At 68.7% G+C, this 20,962-nt stretch carries 26 protein-coding genes; 14 read left to right on the top strand and 12 right to left on the bottom strand.

The window, feature by feature from the left end; genetic code table 11:
• Window positions 1-222: 222 nt before the first annotated feature.
• The 7 genes from EFA46_RS05300 to EFA46_RS05330 form a co-directional block, all read right to left on the bottom strand.
• Entirely contained in the window at window positions 223-1,395 is a 1,173-nt protein-coding gene (locus EFA46_RS05300; protein ID WP_123074293.1) for an ATP-binding protein, read from the bottom strand.
• Complete coding sequence (locus EFA46_RS05305; RefSeq protein ID WP_123074292.1) at window positions 1,388-2,173, bottom strand: hypothetical protein; 786 nt, start codon at window positions 2,171-2,173, stop codon at window positions 1,388-1,390. Before EFA46_RS05305 ends, EFA46_RS05300 begins: the two co-directional genes overlap by 8 nt.
• 2 nt (window positions 2,174-2,175) lie before the next feature.
• Window positions 2,176-2,724 (bottom strand): hypothetical protein, encoded by a 549-nt coding sequence (locus EFA46_RS05310; protein WP_123074291.1) that lies wholly within the window; start codon window positions 2,722-2,724, stop codon window positions 2,176-2,178.
• A gap of 49 nt (window positions 2,725-2,773) precedes the next feature.
• On the bottom strand, window positions 2,774-3,013 hold the full coding sequence (locus EFA46_RS05315) for a hypothetical protein (RefSeq protein ID WP_123074290.1): 240 nt from the start codon (window positions 3,011-3,013) through the stop codon (window positions 2,774-2,776).
• The gene (locus tag EFA46_RS05320) at window positions 3,013-4,515 is read right to left on the bottom strand and encodes a hypothetical protein (RefSeq protein WP_123074289.1); all 1,503 of its coding nucleotides are present in this window, start codon (window positions 4,513-4,515) and stop codon (window positions 3,013-3,015) included. The genes EFA46_RS05315 and EFA46_RS05320 overlap by 1 nt, the downstream gene beginning before the upstream one ends.
• Window positions 4,512-4,754, bottom strand: coding sequence for a hypothetical protein (locus tag EFA46_RS05325; RefSeq protein WP_123074288.1), 243 nt, complete (start codon window positions 4,752-4,754; stop codon window positions 4,512-4,514). The genes EFA46_RS05320 and EFA46_RS05325 overlap by 4 nt, the downstream gene beginning before the upstream one ends.
• A gap of 109 nt (window positions 4,755-4,863) precedes the next feature.
• Entirely contained in the window at window positions 4,864-5,268 is a 405-nt protein-coding gene (locus EFA46_RS05330) for a hypothetical protein (protein WP_148040643.1), read from the bottom strand.
• A gap of 378 nt (window positions 5,269-5,646) precedes the next feature.
• On the opposite strand from EFA46_RS05330, the gene EFA46_RS05335 reads away from it, so the two are divergent.
• From EFA46_RS05335 to EFA46_RS05345, 3 genes are read left to right on the top strand one after another with little or no spacing between them, the layout of a single operon-like run.
• On the top strand, window positions 5,647-6,171 hold the full coding sequence (locus EFA46_RS05335; protein ID WP_123074286.1) for a type IV pilin: 525 nt from the start codon (window positions 5,647-5,649) through the stop codon (window positions 6,169-6,171).
• A gap of 5 nt (window positions 6,172-6,176) precedes the next feature.
• A complete protein-coding gene (locus EFA46_RS05340) occupies window positions 6,177-6,731 on the top strand; it encodes a type IV pilin (RefSeq protein WP_123077256.1) in 555 nt (184 codons plus the stop codon).
• Window positions 6,732-6,778: 47 nt separating this feature from the next.
• Window positions 6,779-7,591, top strand: a complete 813-nt coding sequence (locus EFA46_RS05345) for a hypothetical protein (RefSeq protein ID WP_123074285.1) — start codon at window positions 6,779-6,781, stop codon at window positions 7,589-7,591.
• Here the strand turns inward: EFA46_RS05345 and EFA46_RS05350 are convergent.
• Together EFA46_RS05350 and EFA46_RS05355 are read right to left on the bottom strand one after the other, a co-directional pair.
• Window positions 7,588-7,887, bottom strand: a complete 300-nt coding sequence (locus EFA46_RS05350) for a hypothetical protein (protein WP_123074284.1) — start codon at window positions 7,885-7,887, stop codon at window positions 7,588-7,590. The two genes, EFA46_RS05345 and EFA46_RS05350, sit on opposite strands and share 4 nt — an antisense overlap.
• A gap of 25 nt (window positions 7,888-7,912) precedes the next feature.
• A complete protein-coding gene (locus EFA46_RS05355; protein ID WP_123074283.1) occupies window positions 7,913-8,233 on the bottom strand; it encodes a hypothetical protein in 321 nt (106 codons plus the stop codon).
• 215 nt (window positions 8,234-8,448) lie between these two features.
• Here EFA46_RS05355 and EFA46_RS05360 point away from each other — a divergent pair, with 215 nt between their 5' ends.
• From EFA46_RS05360 to EFA46_RS05410, 11 genes are all read left to right on the top strand, one after another.
• On the top strand, window positions 8,449-8,793 hold the full coding sequence (locus tag EFA46_RS05360) for a PadR family transcriptional regulator (protein WP_123074282.1): 345 nt from the start codon (window positions 8,449-8,451) through the stop codon (window positions 8,791-8,793).
• Entirely contained in the window at window positions 8,790-9,893 is a 1,104-nt protein-coding gene (locus EFA46_RS05365) for a helix-hairpin-helix domain-containing protein (RefSeq protein WP_148040642.1), read from the top strand. Before EFA46_RS05360 ends, EFA46_RS05365 begins: the two co-directional genes overlap by 4 nt.
• Entirely contained in the window at window positions 9,893-10,144 is a 252-nt protein-coding gene (locus EFA46_RS05370; RefSeq protein WP_123074280.1) for a hypothetical protein, read from the top strand. The genes EFA46_RS05365 and EFA46_RS05370 overlap by 1 nt, the downstream gene beginning before the upstream one ends.
• Window positions 10,137-10,328, top strand: a complete 192-nt coding sequence (locus tag EFA46_RS05375; RefSeq protein ID WP_148040641.1) for a hypothetical protein — start codon at window positions 10,137-10,139, stop codon at window positions 10,326-10,328. The genes EFA46_RS05370 and EFA46_RS05375 overlap by 8 nt, the downstream gene beginning before the upstream one ends.
• Window positions 10,325-10,495 (top strand): hypothetical protein, encoded by a 171-nt coding sequence (locus EFA46_RS05380; protein ID WP_158604239.1) that lies wholly within the window; start codon window positions 10,325-10,327, stop codon window positions 10,493-10,495. Before EFA46_RS05375 ends, EFA46_RS05380 begins: the two co-directional genes overlap by 4 nt.
• Window positions 10,492-10,740, top strand: coding sequence for a hypothetical protein (locus EFA46_RS05385; protein ID WP_123074278.1), 249 nt, complete (start codon window positions 10,492-10,494; stop codon window positions 10,738-10,740). The genes EFA46_RS05380 and EFA46_RS05385 overlap by 4 nt, the downstream gene beginning before the upstream one ends.
• On the top strand, window positions 10,737-11,771 hold the full coding sequence (locus tag EFA46_RS05390; RefSeq protein WP_255494015.1) for a site-specific integrase: 1,035 nt from the start codon (window positions 10,737-10,739) through the stop codon (window positions 11,769-11,771). Before EFA46_RS05385 ends, EFA46_RS05390 begins: the two co-directional genes overlap by 4 nt.
• Before the next feature lie 177 nt (window positions 11,772-11,948).
• The gene (locus tag EFA46_RS05395) at window positions 11,949-15,038 is read left to right on the top strand and encodes an FAD-binding and (Fe-S)-binding domain-containing protein (RefSeq protein ID WP_123074277.1); all 3,090 of its coding nucleotides are present in this window, start codon (window positions 11,949-11,951) and stop codon (window positions 15,036-15,038) included.
• 84 nt (window positions 15,039-15,122) lie between these two features.
• Window positions 15,123-16,118, top strand: coding sequence for a PLP-dependent cysteine synthase family protein (locus tag EFA46_RS05400; RefSeq protein ID WP_123074276.1), 996 nt, complete (start codon window positions 15,123-15,125; stop codon window positions 16,116-16,118).
• 105 nt (window positions 16,119-16,223) lie between these two features.
• A complete protein-coding gene (locus tag EFA46_RS05405; protein ID WP_123074275.1) occupies window positions 16,224-17,630 on the top strand; it encodes a DUF6498-containing protein in 1,407 nt (468 codons plus the stop codon).
• A 46-nt stretch (window positions 17,631-17,676) separates the two neighbouring features.
• A complete protein-coding gene (locus EFA46_RS05410; protein ID WP_123074274.1) occupies window positions 17,677-18,492 on the top strand; it encodes a molybdopterin-synthase adenylyltransferase MoeB in 816 nt (271 codons plus the stop codon).
• 35 nt (window positions 18,493-18,527) lie between these two features.
• Here the strand turns inward: EFA46_RS05410 and EFA46_RS05415 are convergent, their stop codons facing one another.
• The 3 genes from EFA46_RS05415 to EFA46_RS05425 all read right to left on the bottom strand — a co-directional run bounded on the left by EFA46_RS05415 (window position 18,528) and on the right by EFA46_RS05425 (window position 20,946).
• Window positions 18,528-19,721: a hypothetical protein gene (locus EFA46_RS05415; RefSeq protein WP_123074273.1), complete on the bottom strand. Its 1,194-nt coding sequence runs from the start codon at window positions 19,719-19,721 to the stop codon at window positions 18,528-18,530.
• Between the two features lie 74 nt (window positions 19,722-19,795).
• The gene (kdgK1, locus tag EFA46_RS05420; RefSeq protein WP_123074272.1) at window positions 19,796-20,749 is read right to left on the bottom strand and encodes a bifunctional 2-dehydro-3-deoxygluconokinase/2-dehydro-3-deoxygalactonokinase; all 954 of its coding nucleotides are present in this window, start codon (window positions 20,747-20,749) and stop codon (window positions 19,796-19,798) included.
• A 50-nt stretch (window positions 20,750-20,799) separates the two neighbouring features.
• Window positions 20,800-20,946: a hypothetical protein gene (locus EFA46_RS05425; protein WP_176969841.1), complete on the bottom strand. Its 147-nt coding sequence runs from the start codon at window positions 20,944-20,946 to the stop codon at window positions 20,800-20,802.
• Between the last annotated feature and the right edge of the window lie 16 nt (window positions 20,947-20,962).

Genomic DNA, 20,962 nt, shown 5'->3' on the forward strand with positions numbered 1-20,962 from the left:
CATATCGATTCGCGCGCTTCGAGTTTTTCGAGCCCATCGCTTATTCTGTCCCCGAAGAAGCCACGCGTTCGCGTCGCGCGCGTCTTATATATAAACCGGGCCGTCCCCGGGTCGCGGGGTGGTAGCCTCCCGAGGAGCCATGGCGACGACGGGTAGGACCCCGATTCATTATACAGTACGGCGGGGGGGATGCATCATGCAACACGCTTCGTCCCGCCGCCGTCATGCGATTATGTCCTCGACGCGTTGTACGGCATCGACGTACTTCCCATCCTCCTTGTAGCGCTTCCAGCGTCGAGAGCAGGTAGAGGCGTCCCACGGCGTCTTCTTCGCGAGTTTCCGGTATGCAAGAGGGTCCTCTTTCTCGCGTTCATTGACGATGGTCCACATGGCGACATCCTCGACGACGTCATCGTACTCGAGGTCTTCGTCGTCGCCGTTCGACCACGACCACGCGGTCGGCTCGCCGTCGTCGTAGCGGTAGTCGGTTTCGGGGATGCCGGTCATCTGGAGGATTTCGCCCTTGCCACGGCGGTTTTGGACGTCGTCGTAGACGGTGGCGTCCTTCAGGCCCTCCTTGTGGATGGCCTTCCCGAGCTCCCTGATGAGCGGGTGGACGTCTTTGCCGTCGTGGCCGATGACGATGAGCGCGCCGCCGTACTTGCGAATTTTGTAGGCGAGCGGTCCCATCTTCGCTTTCGTCTCGTAGCCGCTGGTGCCGCTGCCGCCGGCGCTCGAGGAGGCTTCGTCGAAGAGGAAGAGCTTGGGTGTCTGGTCGTTGTGGAGAGGGTCGCCGTCTTGCTGAATCCACTCTTGGAGTTCGCCGAAGTTCGAGAGCCAGCCCTCGCGCGTGGTGCCGTCGTCGTCGGTCCAGTCGTCGGTTTCGCGGAGAGTGCGGATGTTCGAAGCGAGAAGCGCCTCGCCCTCATGGGCGGCCTGCCAGAGCTGGGCGAGGAGGAGGGCGAAGTTGGTTTTGCCGGTGCCGGGTTCGGCCCAGAGGTAGAACATCGGCGCGGGACCGGTCATCAGCGTCCGGAGCTTGTCGATGGCCTTCATTCCGGAGACGTCGGCGCGCTGGTCGGTCTGTCCGGTGAGGTGCTTGAGCATCTGCATGTCGCCGTCCTGCATCGCTTCGCGGCCGCGTTCGGTGGCGGCGAGCGAGACGATGTCCTGGACGTCCTCGAGGTCGGCCCAGCGCGCGGGCATCTCGGCGGGATTCTCGGCGTCGGTCGGGTCGTAGTGGTTGGCGAGGACGCCGAGGTAGCGCGAGACCTTCGCGTCGTGGACGATACCGCTGAACTCGTGGCCGAGGGCGTCGCGGGCGCCGTAGCCGTCGGCGTGCTCGCGGTACTGCGCGGGCGTGTAGAGGTCGTCACCACCGTTGTCGTCACTCATCGGCCGATGCCTCCGGCTCTGGGTGTTCGGATTCGTCGTAGGTCATGTAGTCGTCGATGTCGGGGAGATCGTCGGTCCCGGCGAGGTTGTCGAGGTCGCCGGTGGCGTCCTCCCAGGCGTCTTTCGCGGCGGTCTTGTCGAGCATCTGGCCGCGCTCGCGGGCTTCCGCGCTCTCGTTGATGGCGGCTTCTTCGATGTCGACGGCCATCTTCGAGGTGCGGTCTCGGGCGCGGTTCAGCTGGTGGTGGCGGTCGATGAGGTCGCCATAGATGTCCCGAACGTAGTTCTTCCAGGTGAACATGCGGTCGTCGTTCAGCTCGGGAAGCGGCGTGCCCTCGACGAAGAGCGTCCCCGTATCTTCGTCCCAATCGAACTCCCGAACCTGCCACGCGCTCCCGCCGTTGATGGGGGTGGGCGCCCACTTCCCGACGGACTTCTCGGCCCAGAGCTCGGGCGGGACGTAGAACTTCTCTTGGGCTTTTCCGTCGAGATTCGCGTGATTCTCGGCGTTACAGAGGTAGACGGTCACCTGCCGGCGGCGACGAAGCCACTGGGCGAGGGCGTAGGCGGAGGGGATGGTGATGGGGGTGAGGACGAGGCTGCCACCGATGAGCGACCAGCCCCACGCGGGCACATCGACGCCGCCGGCGGTGAAGAGCCACGCGGTAGCGCCGATGGCGGCGAGGGCGAGCAGGAGGACGAACGCGAAGAGGAGGGGGCTCTCGGAGGCGAGGAAGGTGAGACGGTCGCGCCAGTCCTGGAAGGTCGCGCGGACCATCGTTAGGCGACCTCCGGCTCCTCGTTGCCCCGGCGGAGCGTCCACCAGCCGATGCCGAAGCAGGAGGCGAGCGCGACGCCGGCGCCGCCGAGCCACCCGACCTCGGAGCCGCCGGTGAGCCACGGCCCCGTGTTGTCGTCGGAGTAGATCGTCGGACACGACCCGCTGGCGATGCAGGCGCCGGTCGTCACGGAGACAGAAGCGGAACCGTCGACGCGGTCAGCGGGGAGGGAGACGGTCGTGGTGTCGCCGCGTTGGAGGACGACCTGCCGGTAGGCGGCCTGTGCGACCCGGCCGTTCGCTTCTGCGGAGGCGGCGAGGGTGACGCTCTTGTACTGTGAGGCGCGGAGGGTGACGTTCATCCGCCCGTCCTCGTAGGTCCAGCCGGTGACGGAGAGGACGCCGTCGACGGCGACGGGATGGCCACCGTCGGCGACCGGCATCACGGTCGTGGTGGTCGTGGAGTTGTTCCCGGCTGCGCTCGCGACGCCGGCGGCGCCGACTGCGGCGGTCGCGACGAGGAGCACAGCGAGGAGGATGCGACGATTCATGAGGAGCCGCCGGGGGAGTCGAACCCCCGTGTGACCGACCACGGACGGCTTAGAGCGGGTTCAGGCGCGCGGCGAGTTCGTCGAGAACCCACTGTATGGCGCCCTCGACGGCGTGGGTGATGGTCTGGATGACGCCGCGCGCTGCCTCGAAGGCGGCGTCAAGGAGAAGCGCGTGCATATCCCACCACCCCGTCACGTCGCCGACGAGCGTCGCAACTGCGACGAGGGCAACGAACGCGAGCAGGTAGGGGAGGAGGGGGCGCACGGCCTTCCAGAGCAGGAGCAACATCAGGTGTCCCGTTGGAGGTAGATGACTGCCCCGCCGGCGAGTACGGCGAGTAGGCCGACAATAGCGAGTGAGGAGGATCCCCCGCCACCGCCGGACGTGCCGCTACCGGTCGCCTGCCGACTCTCGATCTGCTCGATGAGTCGCTGGGTTTCGTTCATCTTCGCGAGCAGACCACTCACATCGGCAGTCTGGTAGGAGCGCCGTTCAGCACTCACGTTCGCGAGACGGTTGCCGTTCGTGTTCGTGATGTTGTCGACCTCGAACTCTCCGCTCAGTGTGACGACGTCGCCGCCGGTCGTCGCGAGCCGCACGGGGCCCTCGACGCCGATAGCCGACGTGTTCGCGTCGGGCGGCGTCTCGTAGGTCGTATTGCTCTGCCACGTGCCGTTGGGGGCGCGCTCGGCGAGGAGGATGCCGTAGTCGGTCGTGTTGTTGTGGGAGACCTCCATGGTGCCGAGGCCCTCCAAGTCGGGCGTCGCGAGACCCATCGACGCGTAGAGCGCCACCGAGCGGTAGAGGTCAACCTCACCGTCTGTGCTCGAGGACGCCGCGAGTTCGAACATCTTCGTCGTGCGACTTGTAATGTCGCTTGCGTTGATGGTGTCGTTCTCGAGCGCGGAGTAAACCCGACTCGTGTAGTTGGTGGCTTCCGATTGGAGTTGGTCGTTGAGCGCCTGCGAGCGGTTAAATCTCGACGACCACGTCTTCACATCAACGAGGGCCGTCTGGGGATGGTTCGAATCAGGAGACTTGACAGCTATTAGTGAGAAATAGCCACCCACGTCTGCTTCCTGAGGCGGGTCGCCAATGACAAAGACCTCCTCACCGTTCCGCTTCGCCCCGACAACAGGGACCTGAGTATCATTCGCGAGAGTGAGTGACTCATTAGTCGTTGAGAACGAATGCTCCCAGCTGGAGACAGGGTCTTGATCCCAGTGGATGAAAGTCCCGCCAGCCCTCTCAGAGAGGTCGCCGTATGCCGAGATTGTTGTGTTCCACGCGGCAATCTGGTTGTACTGGATGCGCGCGTAGTAATCGGCGATGGCTGTGCGGGCCTTTGATTCTGCGACGGCTTGGGAACTCCCGTTCTGGTAGGCCTCCGCGATGGCGATTTCGGCCTTGCTCCACGCAATCGACTGTGTGTCGTTGATGTAGTTGCTACTGACCGCGTTGAACGTTTCTGTCTGGGCTTTTTGCGCGAGCGCAGCGTTGTAGATCTCCAGCTTAGTAACGTTTGACGACGAGTTGACGGTTTCAACGTCGTCGGAAACCGTCACACCACAGTCTAGTGAGGACGAGCCGAAGACGAAATCGGAGATCGCGGCCGTGACGCCACACCACGCATCGCTCTGCGCCGACGGCTCGCCGTCTGGCGAGTCGATGGCGTTCGTCGAGGACGACGTCCCTGACATCGCGCCCGCGACGGGCGCAGCGACACTCGAGGAGACGAGTAGCACGACGAGTGCGACCGCCGCGAGCCGACGCGCGATAGAGCGCGTCACGACCGATCACCCCCCTCGGCGGCGGTGAGGCCGCCGACATCGCGACGGCCGTCCGTGCGGACGTCTTTGCGAGTGGTGCGTTCGCGGTCGGTGCGGACCCAGGCAACGCAGGCGATGGGGAGGAGAGCGCCGAGGAGCGCGACGCCCTCGGGCTCGCCGACGACGGCGACGACGACAAGCAGCACGCCGCTGGCGAGCGCGCCCTCCCACAGCGTCGGGTCCGGGTCGGTGTCGGTCACAGTCCCACCCCCGCGAGCGTGGAGATCGCGACGCCCGCGAGCGTCGCGAGCGATCCAGCGGCGAACATCAGCCGGCCGTCGAGCTCGTGAGTGTGGTCTGCCTCCATAGTTAGCCCTCCCAGCTGAGTAGCGGCCCGAACCCAGCCTGAATGATGGCGACGACGAGCGCGATTGCGCCGTAATCGCTGAAGAGCGTTTGCACGGCGGGGACGATGGCGTAGACGGGGACGATGCCGAGCGCGACGACGATGGCGGCGGTGTGGTAGATTTCGAGGTCGTCGATGTCCCAGTCTCCCGCGAGGAAGTTCGCGACGACGATCCAGCCGACGCCCGCGAGCGCGAGGACGGTGGCGTAGGTGACTTCGATACCGCTCCCCGACCAGAGGATGTCGGTGAAGCTGAAGCCGCCGAAGACGGTGATGCTGAACGATACGACGCCGATGGCCATCGGCCCGAAGACGGCGACGAGCGCCATCCCCACGAGGTCGATGAGATCAATGGAATTGGATGCCATTGCGTCCGCTCCGTCGCGTTCCGGGGGCTAGTGTCGGTCTAACTCCCGGGGAATTTCGGGCTGGGTCCCAGTCCTATATCTGTCTCGACGTAGTACCGTGGGGTAGAGCCCGCGGGGGGCAATACGGTGTGACTCCGGGGTGGCTTTGAAGATGTGTCCGCCTGGGCCCCGTACTTTCTGACAGAGCGCAGGCAGCGCGACTCAGTACCCGATTCCGGCCGCCCGATTTAAGGTCTGGACACGTCTCTACTCACGTAGACGCCGACGGACTCGCAGAAGGGGAGCGTGTAGGGACGGAGGCCCCGGCCTCTCGACCTACACGTAGAGAGTCGTGAGACTCTCGTATAGCTTCTGCGGCCGACTCGGCGCACCATAACCATGAAACTACGTAATCTGTTCAACGCGGACGACCGTGGTGTGTCCCCTGTTATTGGGGTCATCCTGATGGTCGCTATCACAGTGATTCTCGCGGCGGTCATCGGGACGTTCGTCCTCGGGCTTGGGAATCAGGTCGGGAACAACGCACCGCAGGCAACGTTCGAGTACGACTACAGTGGTGACTTCCCGTACGACAACAGTGCCAGCGACCCAGCGGTTGGTTGGATCAATATCACCCACCAGAGCGGCCAGTCACTTGACCCGAACTCCCTGACGATTAACACCGTTGCTGCCAATGGGACGACGATTAACATTGACCCAACCACGACCTCCAGTACAGAGGCGGCAGGTGGAGTTGTGGGTGGATGGGATGACCCAGTTCAGGCCGGCGATACTGTTTCGATTTACAGTAACGTTACAACTGGTACGGGTCCGAACATTGGCGCTGATACAAAGGTGAGTATCGTCTGGCAGTCTGAGGGGAGCTCCTCGGTGATTAGCTCCTCGACGACGCCCTCGAACTAATGACCATGAAACTCACAAACATCTTTAACAGCGACGACCGTGGTGTGTCTCCGGTGATCGGGGTCATCCTGATGGTCGCTATTACAGTGATTCTCGCGGCGGTCATCGGGACGTTCGTCCTCGGGCTTGGGAATCAGGTCGGGAACAACGCACCGCAGGCGAGTTTCGAGTGGAACCAGCAGACCGAACAAATCACTACAGTCGCGACCGATCCGTCTAATACGACCGCGTCGGTCTCCCATCAGAGCGGTGCCTCGATTGATGCCGCGAACGTGAAGGCCACGGTCAACGGCGATCCTGCCTATACTGTCGACGGCTCTGATGAATTGACCGCTGTTTTCTCGGGAGAGATTACGGCTGGCACGAGTGGTGACATTGACCTCTACGGGACGGATGTCAGTACCGGAGACGGCGTTGCGTACGTCACCGGGAGCACCTCTTACGAGACTACTGACGACAATACTACCATGAGCACGCTCTCTGAGGGCGACACCGTCCGTCTCGTGTGGTCCTCGGATGGTGGGAGTTCGTCGATTCTGACGAGCTACACAGTCTCGTAACCACACCCTGCCGTTCTTTTATTAGCACTATTCGCGTAGCGTCAGCTATGCTTTTCGAGGAGGCGCTTGCGCGGACGTTTTCGCCGCCGTCCTATGCGAACCCCTACGAGGCTGTTGAGGATTATCGGCGTGTGCAGCGGTGGGCGAGCCGGCATCCCGAGAGCGGCTCGAGTGCGGCCGCGAGCGCGCTTGATCTCCCGCGTGGTCGGATTCGGCCGTGGATGGACGGCGCGACGCCGGACGCTGTCCGTGCGATTGAGGCGGCGCGCGACCTGGGGTGGTTCGAGGCGACGCCGGGGGACGACCGTGGGCGGGCGTTCACTGTTCTCTCGGCGGGTGTGCTCTCGGGTGGCAGTATTAGTGCGGAGAGTTACGTGCCGCGCTTTGCTGTCGACGACGAGCGCGTTACCGACCGCCTTGAGCACGCGCTCGATGTCCTCGGCTGTGGGAGCAAGCTCGTGAACGAGACTGTGGAGGGTCGTGCGACGGAACTCGAGCCGCGCGAGCACGCGCCGCTACTCGGGCGGGCGCTCGCTGCGCTCGGGCTGCCGGCGGGGGCGAAGGCGGACGGCGACATCGTGCTCCCGGAGTGGCTTGCGGGGGCGCCGCTGTCGGTGCGTGCGGAGTTCGCGGAACTCTACTTGCTGAATCGGGCGGTCGGACGCGACGACAAAGACCTCGTGCAGGTGCAGGAGGCGAAGCGGCCGCTGGCGTATCGGCGGGAGCTTGCTGGGTTCTTCGAGGAGGTATCGGGCGGGCGGGTGACGTTGGCGGGTGAGAAGGCGATTACGCTTAGTGCGGAGGCGTCGCGCGCGCTCGGGTTCGGTCGCGACGGCCTCTATCGACGCGATGACGGTTAGCCGAGGACGTGGCCGGGGCGTCGCGCGTCGGGCTCGGGGACGTGGAGGTCGGCGCGGACGTCCCCTTGGAGGTAGAGACGGCCCCAGACGGTGATGTGGTACGTGGCGCAGTCACGGCTTGCTGGGGCGGCATAGCCGGCCTGGGAGAGAACGCGGAGGCGTTGGCGGGCGAGGTAGGGGTCGAGGGGGTAGCGGATGGTGCGCGCGATTTCGTCGGGCGCGACGCCGTCGTCGTCGCCGTCGCGGCTGTCGTGCTCGGCGAGGTACTCAAGGAGGGCTTCGTCGAGCCGGTGCATCCAGTCACCATCACGCCGCACGGGATTACACCTCTGAGGAGTCTTCGACGCCGGCGCTCGCGCTCTTTCCGTTCGCTTGGTCCGTCCAGACGCCGGCCTCGGCGTCGTACTCTCCTTCGAGGTAGCCACGGCCTTCGTCGGTGATTCGATAGACGCCCTGCTTGATGGCTTGCAAGAGGCCGTGGTCGGCGAGCTTCACGCAGCGCTTCGAGACATATGCGCGGGAGTACCGGATGCGGTCGTCATCGGCTATCTCGCCGGGCTGTAGGAATTCCTCGTCGCTCTCTACGAAGTACTCTAGAATGCGGTCGTCGAGAAGAACTTGCCAAGACCCGGCTAATCGCACATCTCACTCTATATGATAGAGGAACAAAGGACCGTATGGTACGTGCCTATCTGAGACAGGTTCTTGTTACATTCTAATCCAAAGCTATTAGTTAATGGCTATAACAATACGAACAAGGAGCAACCATAGGAGAATCTCGTGGCTATACGGGTTCTATGACCGGACGGCGGTGCAACGCCGCCCGGTGAAAAAACGTGGTTGGTCCGCCAGAGACTATGACGGAACCCACTGATGCGGGCCGTGGAGCCCGCACGACGCTAGACGAATCGGCATCGGATAAACTCGCGCACCTGACGGCGTTCCAGCGCGACCTGCTGCACGCGCTCGACCGGTGTGGGCCGTCGAAGGGGCTGACGGTGAAGCGTGCGGTTGGGGAGTACTACGGCGAGGAGGTGAATCATGGTCGCCTCTACCCGAATCTCGACGACCTCGCTGATGCGGGCCTGATCGCGAAGCGGGAGGTGGATGGGCGGACGAACGAGTACGCGCTGACGGACGCGGGCGAGCAGGCGCTTGCGGCTCGCGAGGCGTGGACGGCGTCGGGGGGTGCGTCGGCATGAGTGACGTCGAAGCGGTTGCTGGCGTCGGGCCGGCGACGGCGGGGAAGCTCGCGACGCTCGACATCACGAGCGCCAGCGACCTCGCGGACGTCGCTCTGAGCGACCTGCAAACGCTCGACGGCATCGGCGCGACGCGCGCCATGGACCTCGTCACGGCCGCACAGAACACTCTCGAGAGCGAGGACGCCGCCGCTGAGCGCGCGGTCACGGATGGCGGTGTCGCGGTCGCGGACGACACCACCGACGCCGACGTGGGGCCGACGCCGGAGACGCCGAGCGACGACGTGGTCGCGACCATCGTCACGCACGGCGACCCGATTCGCTCGCTCACCGAGCTCGCGTCCGTCGTCGTCGACGAACTCCGGTTGCACGTTACGGAGGACGGCCTCGAGTTCACGGCGGTCGACCCGGCGAACGTCGGGATGGTGGACGCGAGCGCGCCCGCTGAAGGCTTCAGCAAGTTCGACGTCGAGCGTGAGGTGACGGTCGGGCTGAACCTCCACCTCTTCGAGAAAGCCGTGTCGTGGGCCCGAAAGGGCCGGAGTGACGACGGCGACCCGGCCCGCATCCAGATTCTCGACGACCCGGCCCGCGTCCGCGTGCAGGTGACGCGCCCGGACCAGTCGGTCGCGCGGCGCACCGAGTGGTTCAGCATCGACCCGGACAGCGTCCGCCCGGAGCCGGAGGTACCCGACCTCGACCTGCCGTGTACTGCGACCCCGAACGTGACGGCGCTCCGCGATGCGACCGACGCCTTCGAGCGCGATCACGCGCACCTCTCGCGCTCGGGGACGACGATGCTGCTCGGGACGAACGCGGACGGCGACACGATGCCGGACGGGGAGGCCGACGACGAGCTCGGTGAGTCGGTGATGTTCCCGAACGCCGCGCACGACATGGGCGACGAGGGTGTGTCCTCGGTCTTCAGCCTCGACTACCTCGGGGACTTCGCACAGGCGCTGAAGTCGTCGAAGGCCGACCGTGTCACGATTCGCTGGGGCGACCAGTTCCCGGTGAAGCTCGCGTTCGAGCACGAAGACTGGGGGTTCGCGGGCGAGTTCATGCTCGCACCCCGTATCCAGAAGGAGGGCGGTGCGTGATGGCGGTGTTCTTCCAGATGGTGTGTCGGGAGTGCTCGACGTCGGAGGGCGAGCCGGTGACGAAGCGGCCGTATCAGCGCTCGGAGTTCGCCCGCATCCAGCGCGAAACGCACGACGAGACGACGCACGACGGCGTGGAGACGGCGACGGTCCGCGAGTTCAGCGGTGACCCGCTCGGGTCGGCGTCGAGCGCGCTCCCGCGTGACCCGCCACCTGTCGCACCACGCGCCGGAGGTGATGGCGGTGAGTGACGGCAGCTACGAGCGTCATCGGCCGGTCCTCCCCCGGACCTACCACGTCTACGACGTCGGGTCGGAGACACGCCTCCTCCTCGGGACGCCGGTGGTGGATGCGCTCGGCGCCGAGCCCGGCGACGCCGTCACCGTCGACCGGGTGGATGGCCGCATCACCCTCCAAACGGAGGCCGACGCATGAGCCGCGCGTCGGCGGGCTCCTCGGGATGGTTCCGGGCGTTCGCGTGCCCGGACTGCGAGCGCCTCGTCCCCGGCCCGACGGGCGTCTTGGCGCTCGTCGTCGAGTGCCCGAACTGCGAGGGTGTTCGCGAGTACGCGCCTGTGTCTCCTGAGGTGAGTAACTCGTGAGCGAGACGCGACGGGGCGTCGTCGGTGACGTCGTCGGTGACGACGACCGTGACGGCCTGCAAGGGCTCCGCGAATCGGTGGGACATGGCGAGATCGAAGGATACAGCTACGAGATAACGCAGAACCTCGCGGACGCAACTATCGCCATCGAGTTCGACGGCGTGAGCGTCGAGTACGCGATGTCCGACTTCGTCAAGGACGCCTACGAGCGTGCGGTTCTCGCGGACACGGAGGGCGACGAATGAGCGGTCTCGACCCACTCGACCCCGAGACCGCAGTCGAGATGTATCTCGAGGCGCGGCGCGACGAAATCAGCGCCGACACTCTCCAATCGCACCGCTACCGACTCGACGCGTTCGTGCAGTGGTGCGCGGAGAACGACATCGAGAACCTGAACGAACTCGGCGGCCGCGACCTCTACGAGTACCGAATCTGGCGGCGTGAAGGCGACGGTGGGAACCGCGAGCCCATCGCGGCGGTCACTCTACGTGGCCAGCTCTCGACGCTCCGGGCGTTCCTCCGGTTCGCCGCTGACGTCGACGCGGTTCCGAGTTCCCTCCGCGAGAAAGTGCCGCTCCCGACGGTGAGCGGCGGCGAAGACGTCTCCAACACGACGCTCGAGCCCGAGCGCGCCGAGACCATCCTCGACTACCTCGAGCGCTACGAGTACGCCGGCCGCAGCCACGTCACCCTCCTGTTGATGTGGCACACCGGTGCGCGAATCGGCGCACTTCGCGGACTGAACCTCGCCGATGTCTCCCTCGAGGGGAACGACCCCGGCCTCCAATTCGTCCACCGGCCGGGCGAGGAGTGCCCGCTCAAGAACAAGGCGAAGGGCGAACGCTGGAACGCGATCAGTCCGCGCGTCGCCCGGACGCTTCAGGACTACGTCGACGGCCCACGACACGACGTCGTCGACGACTACGGCCGCGAGCCACTCCTGACGACCACTCACGGCCGCCCACACACCAGCACGCTCCGCGATACGCTGTACACCATCACGCGGCCGTGCTGGCGTGGCGCGCCCTGTCCGCACGACCGCAACCCCGACGAGTGCGAGGCGACGGATGTGGCCCGCGCGAGCAACTGTCCGTCGAGTCGCTCCCCGCACGACGTTCGGAGCGGCCGAGTCACCGCCTATCGGCGCGAGGACGTCCCGCGCCGCATCGTCTCGGACCGCCTCGACGCGAGCGAGGGCATCCTCGACAAGCACTACGACCGGCGGGGTGCTCGCGAGAAATCCGAACAGCGCCGCGACTACCTTCCCGACCTCTAATCATGACGCTGAACCCACTCACGACCCTCAGAACCGCGAAGTCACCATCCGCCAGGGCCCATCCGTTCTGAACGACGGCGGCTCCGCGCTCGGGGACGGTTCGGCCATCCCGCTCTGAATTCGGCCGCCGTCCCCGACCCCCGAGGTATTATGGATTCGCGAGACGCCACCGCGGGTATGGCTATCGACCCGGGCGAGGCGGCGGACCCGGCCGCGGACGCCGCCGCGAACTACGACTACGCGAGCGACGACGTGGAGCGCCCCGACCTCGCGGCGGCGCTCTCCCGTCGCGTTGAGGGCGAGGTGCGCTTCGACTCCTACTCGCGCGAACTGTACGCGACGGACGCGAGTCTCTACGAGGTCGTGCCCGTGGGCGTCGTCTTCCCGGCGTCGACGGCGGACGTCGCGGCGGTCGTCGAGTACTGCGCCGAGGAGGGGATCGCGGTGCTCCCGCGCGGCGGCGGGACGAGCCTCGCGGGCCAGACGGTGAACGAGGCGGTCGTCCTCGACTTCACGCGCCACATGGACGCGGTACGGGACGTGGACGCGGCGAACGCGCTCGCGCGCGCTCAACCGGGCGTGAAGCTCGGGCGGCTGAACGCCGCGCTCGAGGACCACGACCTGAAGTTCGCGCCCGACCCGGCGTGGGGCGATAAGTCCGCGCTCGGCGGCGCCATCGGGAACAACTCGACGGGGTCGCACTCGCTGAAGTACGGGAAGACGGACGCGTACGTCGAGGAGGTGGAGGCGGTGCTCGCGGACGGCACCGTCGCGACGTTCGGCGAGGTGTCGGTCACGGAGCTACGGGAGCGCGCCGACCCCGACGGCGACATCGAGGAGCGCGTTCACGCGGCGGTACTGCGCGTCCTCGAGGAGGACGCCGCCGAGGTGCGCGAGCGCTATCCGGACTTGAAGCGGAACGTCTCGGGCTACAACCTCGACGTGCTCGTCGCGGAGGGGACGGACGCGTCGGGCGCCGTGGACGAGGACGCCACCGTCAACCTCGCGCGCCTGCTCGCGGGCTCCGAGGGGACGCTCGCCATCGTGACGGAGGCCACGGTCTCGCTCGAGCCCATTCCGGAGACGAAGTCGGTCGCCCTGCTCACGTACGACGACGTCGTGACGGCCGTCTCGGACGTCGAGGCCGTCCTCGAGCACGACGCGGCGGCGGTCGAGCTCATCGACGACGTCCTCCTCGAGCTGGCGCGCGACACCGAGGAGTTCCGCGACGTCGTCGGCCTCCTCCCGGAGGGGACGGGGTCGGTGTTGCTCGTGGAGTTCTACGCCGCGGACGACGAGGCGGGCGAGCGGAAGGTCGCGGACCTGCTCGCGGACAGGCGGCCCGGCGTCGAGACGGCGGCCGAACCCGCGGACGACCGGCCGGGCGGCGACGCGCCGGTGCGCGCGAACGACGCCCTGGAGGCCCACGACGCCGAGCGCCGCGCGAACTTCTGGAAACTCCGCAAGTCCGGCCTCCCCATCCTGCTCTCGCGGACGACGGACGAGAAGCACGTCTCGTTCATCGAGGACTGCGCGGTCCCCCCGGAGCACCTCGCGGAGTACGTCCGGGGCTTCCAGGAGATACTGGCGGAGCACGACACGTTCGCGTCCTTCTACGCGCACGCCGGCCCCGGCGTGTTGCACGTCCGCCCGCTCGTGAACACGAAATCCCTCGAAGGCGTCGAGGCGATGCAGTCCATCGCGGACGACGTGACGGACCTCGTCGTCGAGTACGGCGGGTCGGTCTCCGGTGAGCACGGCGACGGCCGCGCGCGCACCCAGTGGAACCGCAAGCTCTACGGCGACGCCCTCTGGGAGACGTTCCGCGACCTCAAGAGCGCGTACGACCCGGACTGGCTCCTCAACCCGGGGCAGGTCTGTGGCTACGGCGACGCGGAGGCGCCGCCGGCGGGGACGCCCGCGCGCGCCGAGGCCGTGGACATGACCGAGCACCACCGCTACGGGCCCGACTACGACTTCGAAGCGGGCTTCGAGCCGAGCCTCGAGTGGGAGACCGAGAACGGCTTCGAGGGGATGGTCGAGCTCTGTCACGGCTGCGGCGGCTGTCGCGGCGACCAAGATACGACGGGCGGCGTGATGTGCCCGACGTATCGGGCGAGCGGCGAGGAGATCCAGAGCACGCGCGGGCGGGCGAACATGCTCCGGCAGGCGATGAGCGGCGACCTCCCGGGGGACGTCACGGACGAGGCGTTCGTCGAGGAGGTGCTGGACCTCTGCATCGGCTGTAAGGGCTGCGCGCGCGACTGCCCGAGCGAGGTCGACATGGCGAAGCTGAAGGCCGAAGTCGAGCACGAGTACCACGCCGAGCACGGCGCGAGCCTCCGCGAGAAGGCCTTCGCGCACGTCGACACGCTCTCGCGGGTCGGCTCCGCGCTCGCGCCGCTCTCGAACGCGGCGACGCGCCTCCCGTTCGCCCGCGCGGCGATGGAGAAACTGGTGGGCATCGCCGCCGAGCGCTCGCTCCCGACGTTCCGCCGCGAGACCTTCCGGGATTGGTGGGCACAGCGGGGCCCGCAGGTGCCCGAGCGGAGCGCGACCCGGACGGTCGTCCTCTTCCCGGACACCTACTCGAACTACAGCGAGCCCGCGCCGCTGAAGGCCGCCGTCCGCGTCCTCGAGGCCGCCGACGTCCACGTCCGGGTCGCCGAGCGCACCGACTCCGGGCGGCCCGCGCACTCGAAGGGCTTCCTCGACCTGGCGGCGGACACCGCCGCCGAGAACGTCGCCGAACTCCACCCCTATATCTCCGAGGACTGGGACGTCGTGCTCGTCGAGCCCAGCGACGCCGTCATGGTCCAGCACGACTATCTGGACTTGCTCTCCGGGGAGCGCGTCGAGGCGGTCGCAGACAACACCTACGGCGTCCTCGAGTACCTCGACGCCTTCGGCCTCGACGAGCGCCTCGACACCCGCGACCCCGGGGCGTCGCTCACCTATCACGGCCACTGCCACCAGAAGGCGACGAAGAAGGACCACCACGCGGTCGGCGTCCTCCGTCGCGCGGGCTACGCGGTCGACCCGCTCGACTCGGGCTGCTGCGGGATGGCGGGGAGCTTCGGATACGAGGCCGAACACCACTCGATGAGCGAGGCCATCGCCGAGACGCTCTACGGGCAGATCGACGACAGCCCCGGCGACGTCGTCGTCGCGCCGGGCGCGTCCTGCCGCACCCAGCTCGGCGACCGGGACGACGACACGGAGCGCCCGCCGACGCCCGTCGAGATGCTGGCCGCCGCCCTCGACTGACCGCTCGCCGACGACGCGGCGGCGACACGGCGTGGCGGCCGTGCGGCCCAATCGCTTACGGCGCGCACGCACCAACTCCCGACGATGACGGACGTGCCGCCGCTCGACGAGTCGCGCATCGGGGGGACGCCGCTCCTCCACCTCGACCTCGACGTCCCCTGCGAGGTGTACGCGAAGCCGGAGTGGTACAACCTCCACGCACAGCCGTTCGGCGGCGGGTCGGTGAAGTCCCGCATCGCGCGCTCGATGCTGGACGCCGCCGAAGCCGACGGCGCGCTCGCGCCGGGGTCGCTCGTCGTCGAACCCTCCTCGGGGAACACGGGGACGGCGCTCGCGCGCCTCGGCGTCGCCCGGGGCTACGACGTCGAGATCGTGATGCCAGAGGAGGCGCCCGAGCAGAAGGCCGACGCGATTCGGGCGGCGGGCGGCACCGTGACGTACGCGTCCGATTACGAGGCGATGCTGGACCTCGCGGACAGCCGGGTCGCGGAGCGCGACGCCTACATGCCCGATCAGTACGCGAACCCCGCGAACCCGGGGGTCCACGAGCGCACCACCGGCCCGGAGGTCCACGCGCAGACCGACGGCCGCGTCACGCGGTTCGTCGCGGGCGCCGGCTCCGGCGGCACCGTCACCGGCGTCGGGCGCGCGCTCCGCGCTCGCGGCGACGTCACCGTCGTCGGCTACGAACCCGCCGAGCCCCGCCACGGGATTGACGGGCTGAAGTACGTCCGCGGGCCGCGCTTCGACGACCCGGACGTCTACGCGCGCGACGAACTCGACGACGTCCTCGCGCTCCCGACCGCCGAGGCCTACTACGAGGCCCGTCGGCTCCGCGAGCGCTACGCCGAGCGCGACCCCGATGTCCACGCGACCGGCCAGTACGACCGCGCGACCGTCCGCGAGCACCTCCGCGTCGGGGGCGAGTTCCTCGTCGGGCCCTCCTCCGGTGGCGCGCTCGCCGCCGTCAAGCGCCTCGCCGAGCGCGGCCGCCTCACGCCCGAGGACGTCGTCGTCGTCCCCTTCCCCGACCGCGGCGACCGGTACGCCGACATCGCGCTCTGGGACGACTACCTCTGACCCTACGGTTTTTGGTCCCGCATCGGAAACACCGGCGGTGATGCCCTCCATACTGTCCGTTCCGCCCGCCTCGACCGCATCGCGTCGCGCCACCGCCCTCCGGCCGTGAGCGGGCGCGCTCCGGCGCGGCGACACCTCGCGTTTCTCGCGGTCGTCGCCGCGAACTGCTACCCGCTCGCCGGCGTCCTCTTCTTCGAGTGGCGCCTCGCGACCGTCCTCGTCCTCTACTGGCTCGAGATGGGCGTCGCCGCCGCGTGGGGCGTCCCGAAGGCGCTGCTCTCGGTGCCGCGCGACGAGGCGCTGAGCGGCTATCGCCTCCCGATGCGCGGCCTCCGCGAGAAACGCGGCGGCTGGACCGTCGGCGGCCACACGCTCTACGTCCACAACGTCCCGACGGCGCTCCTCCAGCTCGCGATGCTCGGTCTCGTCTGGCTCGGCATCGGTGGCTACTTCGGCTACGTCCTCGACCTCTGGGGGGCGCGCGTGGCCCCGCTCACCGTCGCCGTCGGCGCGCTCGGGATGGTCGTCGCACACGGCGTCTCGTTCGCCCGCGACTACGTCGGCGAGCGCGCGTACGAGCACGTCTCCGCGCGGATGGCGGTCGCGCACACCGGCCAGCAGACGCTCGTCGTGCTCCTGCTCGCCGTCCCCGTGGGCGCGAGCGAGACGTTCCGAACGGGCGGCCTCGCGGTCGTCGTCGGCGTCGTCGCCGCGAAACTCGCGACGGAGACGTACGCCCACTGGGTCGCGGGCGGCCCCGGCGACGGCGCCCTCGCGGCGCTCCTCGGCACGCGGGACACGACCGTCGCCGCGCCGGCGGTCCCCGTCCCCGACGGCGACCCGGACGCCGTCCGCACGCCCGACGCGCGCGCCGTCCGCGTCGAGTGCGCGCTCGCCGGAGTCGCCGCGCTCGCCACCCGCCCCGGCCTCCTCTGCGCGCTCCTCGCCGCCTTCCTCGTCGCCTTCGTCGACCCGCTGCTCGGACTCGTCCCCGTCACGCTCCTCCTCGCGGGGGGCTGCCTCGGGGTCGCGGGACGCTACCTCCGCCTCGGGTCGATGTCGTTTCGCCGCTACGGCGACACGCTCGTCGGCTACGACCGGCTGCTCGAGGAACCGCAGTGGCGCGCGCCGCTCGACGCCTGCGAGGGCTCGGTCCCGCGCCGCCTCGTCGACCGCTACGCGGACACCGCGCTCGTCCAACTCGACTGGAGCGCGCCCGCCGACTCCCCGTGGCCCGACAGCGCGTACGACCCCGAGCGGACGCGCGCGACCGTCGGCCCCTTCTCGGCGTTCGGCGCGGCCGTCGTCGCCCTCGACCTCCCCGTCACGCCCTCGGCGCGTCCGGAGCCGAACCGGACGGTCACGTACGCGGCGGGCGCGCTCGCCGCCGTCTTCGCGGCGCTCCCCCTCCTCGTCTGGCGCGCCACCCACCTCGGGAACGCCGTCATCGTCGCCGTCCTCCTGCTGACGGTCGTCGGTCCGCTCGCCGTCGTCGCGCTCTACTACCTCTGAGTGCCCCCACCGACACCCGTTAGGCGCTCGCTCTCCTTGCCCCGATATGGCCGACCTCAACCTCGACCCCACCCAGTTGGACCGGTACTCCCGGCACATCATCATGGACGACGTCGGTCCCAAGGGGCAGGCCGCGCTCCTGGACGCGGACGTCCTCGTCGTCGGCGCGGGCGGCCTCGGTTCGCCCGTCATCGAGTACCTCGCCGCCGCCGGCGTCGGCCACCTCGCCATCGTGGACGACGACGCCGTCGAGCGCTCGAACCTCCAGCGCCAGATCATCCACCGCGACGCGGACGTCGGCACGCCGAAAGTCGACTCCGCGCGGCGCTACGTCGAGGCCCTGAACCCGGACGTCGACGTCGAGACGCACCACGAGCGCCTCTCCACCGAGAACGCCACGGCCCTGATCGAGGGCCGCGACTTCGTCGTCGACTGCACCGACAACTTCGGGACGCGCTACCTCGTGAACGACGCCTGCGTGCTCGCGGGCGTGCCGTTCAGCCACGGCGCCATCTACAAGTTCGAGGGGCAGGCCATCACCGTCACGCCCGACGGCCCCTGCTACCGCTGCGTCTTCCCGGAAGCCCCCGAACCCGGCACCGTCCCCGACTGCGCGACGGCGGGCGTTCTGGGCGTGCTCCCCGGGACCGTGGGCTGTCTGCAGGCGACCGAGGCCGTGAAGTCCGTCCTCGGCGTTGGCGACCTCCTGACCGGGCGGATGCTCCACTACGACGCCGCGTCCGTCGGCTTCGAGGAGGTGCCGGTCGCGTCGAACCCCGACTGCCCGGTCTGCGGCGACGACCCCGCCATCGACTCCGTCGAGGACGTCGAGTACACCGGCGGCTGTACAGTGCGCGCCTGAACACTCGACGCCGATAGAACGAGTCGGGGCGCGCCTCAGTCGCGGCGCGCGAGGAACACCGCGAGCGCGGTGAGCGCGCCGGCGAGCGGCACCACGCCGAAGCCGGGCGACCCGCCGCTCGTGGTCGCGCCCCCGCTGTCGCCGGACTCGGTCGCGCTCGACGTCTCTGTACCCGACTGCTGGGCGTCGCCGTCCGCGCCGCTGATGGAAGCGGTGCGCGCGGAGAAGTGGTCGAACGCGACGTAGACGGTGGCGTTCCCGGACGCCTCTCGGGTCACCATGTAGGCCGACTCGTCGCCCCCGAGCGCGGCCTCGAGCTCGCCGTACGAGGAGACTTCGGCGGCCGCGCCGCCGCTCACCGCGACGTCGAGGTCCTCCGTCGAGCCGACGGCGGCCTCCGAGACGGTGGCGACGAGGACCTTCCCGGTCTCGTCGGCGCGCTCGACGGTGACGTTCACGGTGTTCTCGGCGCTCTGCGCCGCCGTGATCGTCGTCTCGTTCGCGTACGTCACCACGCTCGCGGACGCCTCGGCGCTCGTGTCGGCGGCCGCGCCGGCGTACACCTCACCGGCGGCCCGCCCGGACGCGATCAGCTCCTCGGTCCGCTCGTCGGCCGCCGACTTCCCGTCCGGGTAGGCGCGGAGGACGACGGTGCCGTTCGCGCCGACCTGCCCGCTGACGTTCCCGTCGTCGGTGACGGTGACGCTCGCGTTCCCGACCGCGAGGAACGTCGCCTCCGCACCCGACGCGGTCGTCACCTCGACCTGTCGGTCGCCGTCGGCGGTGGCCTCGGCGTCGGCGGAGAGGTTCGCCACGACGACCTGCGACTCGTCGCCCGCCTCCACCACGAGGACGCCGTTGTTCTCGTCGTGCGCGGTCAGCGTCGCGCCGCTCTCGGCCTCGACGGTCGCGGACGTCGCCGTCGTCGCGCCGAGCGTGAGGCCGGCGAGGTCGACGTTCGCCGTCGCCGAGAGGTCGAGGCCGCCGTCCGCACCGAGCACGCCGCCCCCGCCGCTCGACGCCCGCGAAGTCGATTGGACGCCGATGCGCTCCACGACCGTCTCGCCGTCGACGGCGTAGTCGGTCACCGCCGAGCCCTGCACGTCGAAGGTGACGTGCGCACCGGCGTAGGCGTGCGATTCACCGGACGCCGCCGCGGCGGACGCGGGCACCGCCCCGGCGACGAGGAGGAGCGCGACCGCTATCGCGCTCGCAGTCTGTCGAACCATGTGTGTTCAGCGTCGCGGCGTCGGGCGAAAATGCGTTGTGGCCACCCCTCGGCGCGCCGAGCGCTTCGGCGGCCTCAGCGCGCGATGCCGTCGCCCGCCTTCTCGAGGACGGCCTCGACCTCGTCGGGCGTGACGAGCGCGGTGTCGCCCGGAATCGTGCGCTTGAGCGACGCGACGGCGGCCGCGTACTCGAGGGCGGCGGGGACGCCGTCGCCCTGCAGGCGGCGCGCGAGGAAGCCCCCGACGAACGCGTCCCCGGTCCCGACGGCGTCGTAGGTGTCCGCCTCGACGGCGGGCTGTTCGGTGACGTCGCCCGCGTGGAGCGCGAGCGCGCCCGCCGCGCCGCGCGTCACGACCACCGTCTCGAAGCCCCACTCGTCGGCGAGGTCGCGCGCGATCCGCTCGGCGTCGCCTTCGAGGCCGAGCACCGCGCGGGCGTCGCGCTCGGCAGTCACGAGCACGTCGATGTCCGGGAAGAGCGACTCGAGGACGGGGCGCGCCTCGGCGGGCGTCCAGAGCTTCGAGCGATAGTTCACGTCGAACGCCGTCGTCGTCCCCGCCTCCTGCGCGAGCTCGAGGAGGTCGGCGGTCGTCTCCTCGAGGGTGTCGGAGAGCGCGGGCGTGATGCCCGAGGTGTAGAAGTACCGCGCGCCCTCGACGCGCTCGGTGGGGAGTTCGTCGGCGGTCGCCGTCGTCACGGCGGCGTCCGCGCGGTCGTAGACGACGTTCGTCGCGCGCGGCTTCGAGGCCTGTTCGAGGTAGTAGGTTCCCTGTCGGCCCTCCTCGCTCCAGACGACGTCCGCGTCGGCGCCCTGTGACTCGACGGTCGCCGTTACCTTCCGGCCGAGCGGCGACGCCGGGAGCTTCGACAGCCACGTCGCCTCGACGCCGAGGCGGCCGGCGTTCACCGCGACGTTGCTCTCCGCGCCCGCCGCGCGGAACTCGAGCTCGGTCGCGCGCTCGATGCGCTCCTGCCCGGGCGGGCTGAGGCGCAGCATCGTCTCGCCGAACGTCACGAGATCACTCATATCTCGGGTGACGACGGCGCCCTAAATGAATGACCGGGATTCCCGCCGGTTCACCCAACGAGGACGAAGAGCGCGAGGAACTCGACGGCGACGAGCAGGAGGCCGACCAACAGCACGGGGTCGTCCGCGCGCCACGCCTCGCCGTCGGTCGTCTCCGGGGCCAGCATCGTCAGTGGGTCTTCGAGGCCACCGTCCATGAGTGTGCTTACCACT

This window comes from Halarchaeum sp. CBA1220, assembly GCF_003721175.2.
Lineage (GTDB): Archaea > Halobacteriota > Halobacteria > Halobacteriales > Halobacteriaceae > Halarchaeum > Halarchaeum grantii.

Bases quoted from the DNA above. Each gene is read 5' to 3' on its own strand.
- kdgK1 (WP_123074272.1), bottom strand. From the start codon at position 20,749: ATGAGTGATCTCGTGACGTTCGGCGAGACGATGCTGCGCCTCAGCCCG.
- EFA46_RS05390 (WP_255494015.1), top strand. From the start codon at position 10,737: ATGAGCGGTCTCGACCCACTCGACCCCGAGACCGCAGTCGAGATGTAT.
- EFA46_RS05395 (WP_123074277.1), top strand. From the start codon at position 11,949: ATGGCTATCGACCCGGGCGAGGCGGCGGACCCGGCCGCGGACGCCGCC.
- EFA46_RS05380 (WP_158604239.1), top strand. From the start codon at position 10,325: ATGAGCCGCGCGTCGGCGGGCTCCTCGGGATGGTTCCGGGCGTTCGCG.
- EFA46_RS05305 (WP_123074292.1), bottom strand. From the start codon at position 2,173: ATGGTCCGCGCGACCTTCCAGGACTGGCGCGACCGTCTCACCTTCCTC.
- EFA46_RS05330 (WP_148040643.1), bottom strand. From the start codon at position 5,268: ATGGCATCCAATTCCATTGATCTCATCGACCTCGTGGGGATGGCGCTC.
- EFA46_RS05310 (WP_123074291.1), bottom strand. From the start codon at position 2,724: ATGAATCGTCGCATCCTCCTCGCTGTGCTCCTCGTCGCGACCGCCGCA.
- EFA46_RS05410 (WP_123074274.1), top strand. From the start codon at position 17,677: ATGGCCGACCTCAACCTCGACCCCACCCAGTTGGACCGGTACTCCCGG.
- EFA46_RS05425 (WP_176969841.1), bottom strand. From the start codon at position 20,946: ATGGACGGTGGCCTCGAAGACCCACTGACGATGCTGGCCCCGGAGACG.
- EFA46_RS05350 (WP_123074284.1), bottom strand. From the start codon at position 7,887: ATGCACCGGCTCGACGAAGCCCTCCTTGAGTACCTCGCCGAGCACGAC.
- EFA46_RS05335 (WP_123074286.1), top strand. From the start codon at position 5,647: ATGAAACTACGTAATCTGTTCAACGCGGACGACCGTGGTGTGTCCCCT.
- EFA46_RS05315 (WP_123074290.1), bottom strand. From the start codon at position 3,013: ATGTTGCTCCTGCTCTGGAAGGCCGTGCGCCCCCTCCTCCCCTACCTG.
- EFA46_RS05345 (WP_123074285.1), top strand. From the start codon at position 6,779: ATGCTTTTCGAGGAGGCGCTTGCGCGGACGTTTTCGCCGCCGTCCTAT.
- EFA46_RS05370 (WP_123074280.1), top strand. From the start codon at position 9,893: ATGGCGGTGTTCTTCCAGATGGTGTGTCGGGAGTGCTCGACGTCGGAG.
- EFA46_RS05365 (WP_148040642.1), top strand. From the start codon at position 8,790: ATGAGTGACGTCGAAGCGGTTGCTGGCGTCGGGCCGGCGACGGCGGGG.
- EFA46_RS05300 (WP_123074293.1), bottom strand. From the start codon at position 1,395: ATGAGTGACGACAACGGTGGTGACGACCTCTACACGCCCGCGCAGTAC.
- EFA46_RS05340 (WP_123077256.1), top strand. From the start codon at position 6,177: ATGAAACTCACAAACATCTTTAACAGCGACGACCGTGGTGTGTCTCCG.
- EFA46_RS05400 (WP_123074276.1), top strand. From the start codon at position 15,123: ATGACGGACGTGCCGCCGCTCGACGAGTCGCGCATCGGGGGGACGCCG.
- EFA46_RS05360 (WP_123074282.1), top strand. From the start codon at position 8,449: ATGACGGAACCCACTGATGCGGGCCGTGGAGCCCGCACGACGCTAGAC.
- EFA46_RS05415 (WP_123074273.1), bottom strand. From the start codon at position 19,721: ATGGTTCGACAGACTGCGAGCGCGATAGCGGTCGCGCTCCTCCTCGTC.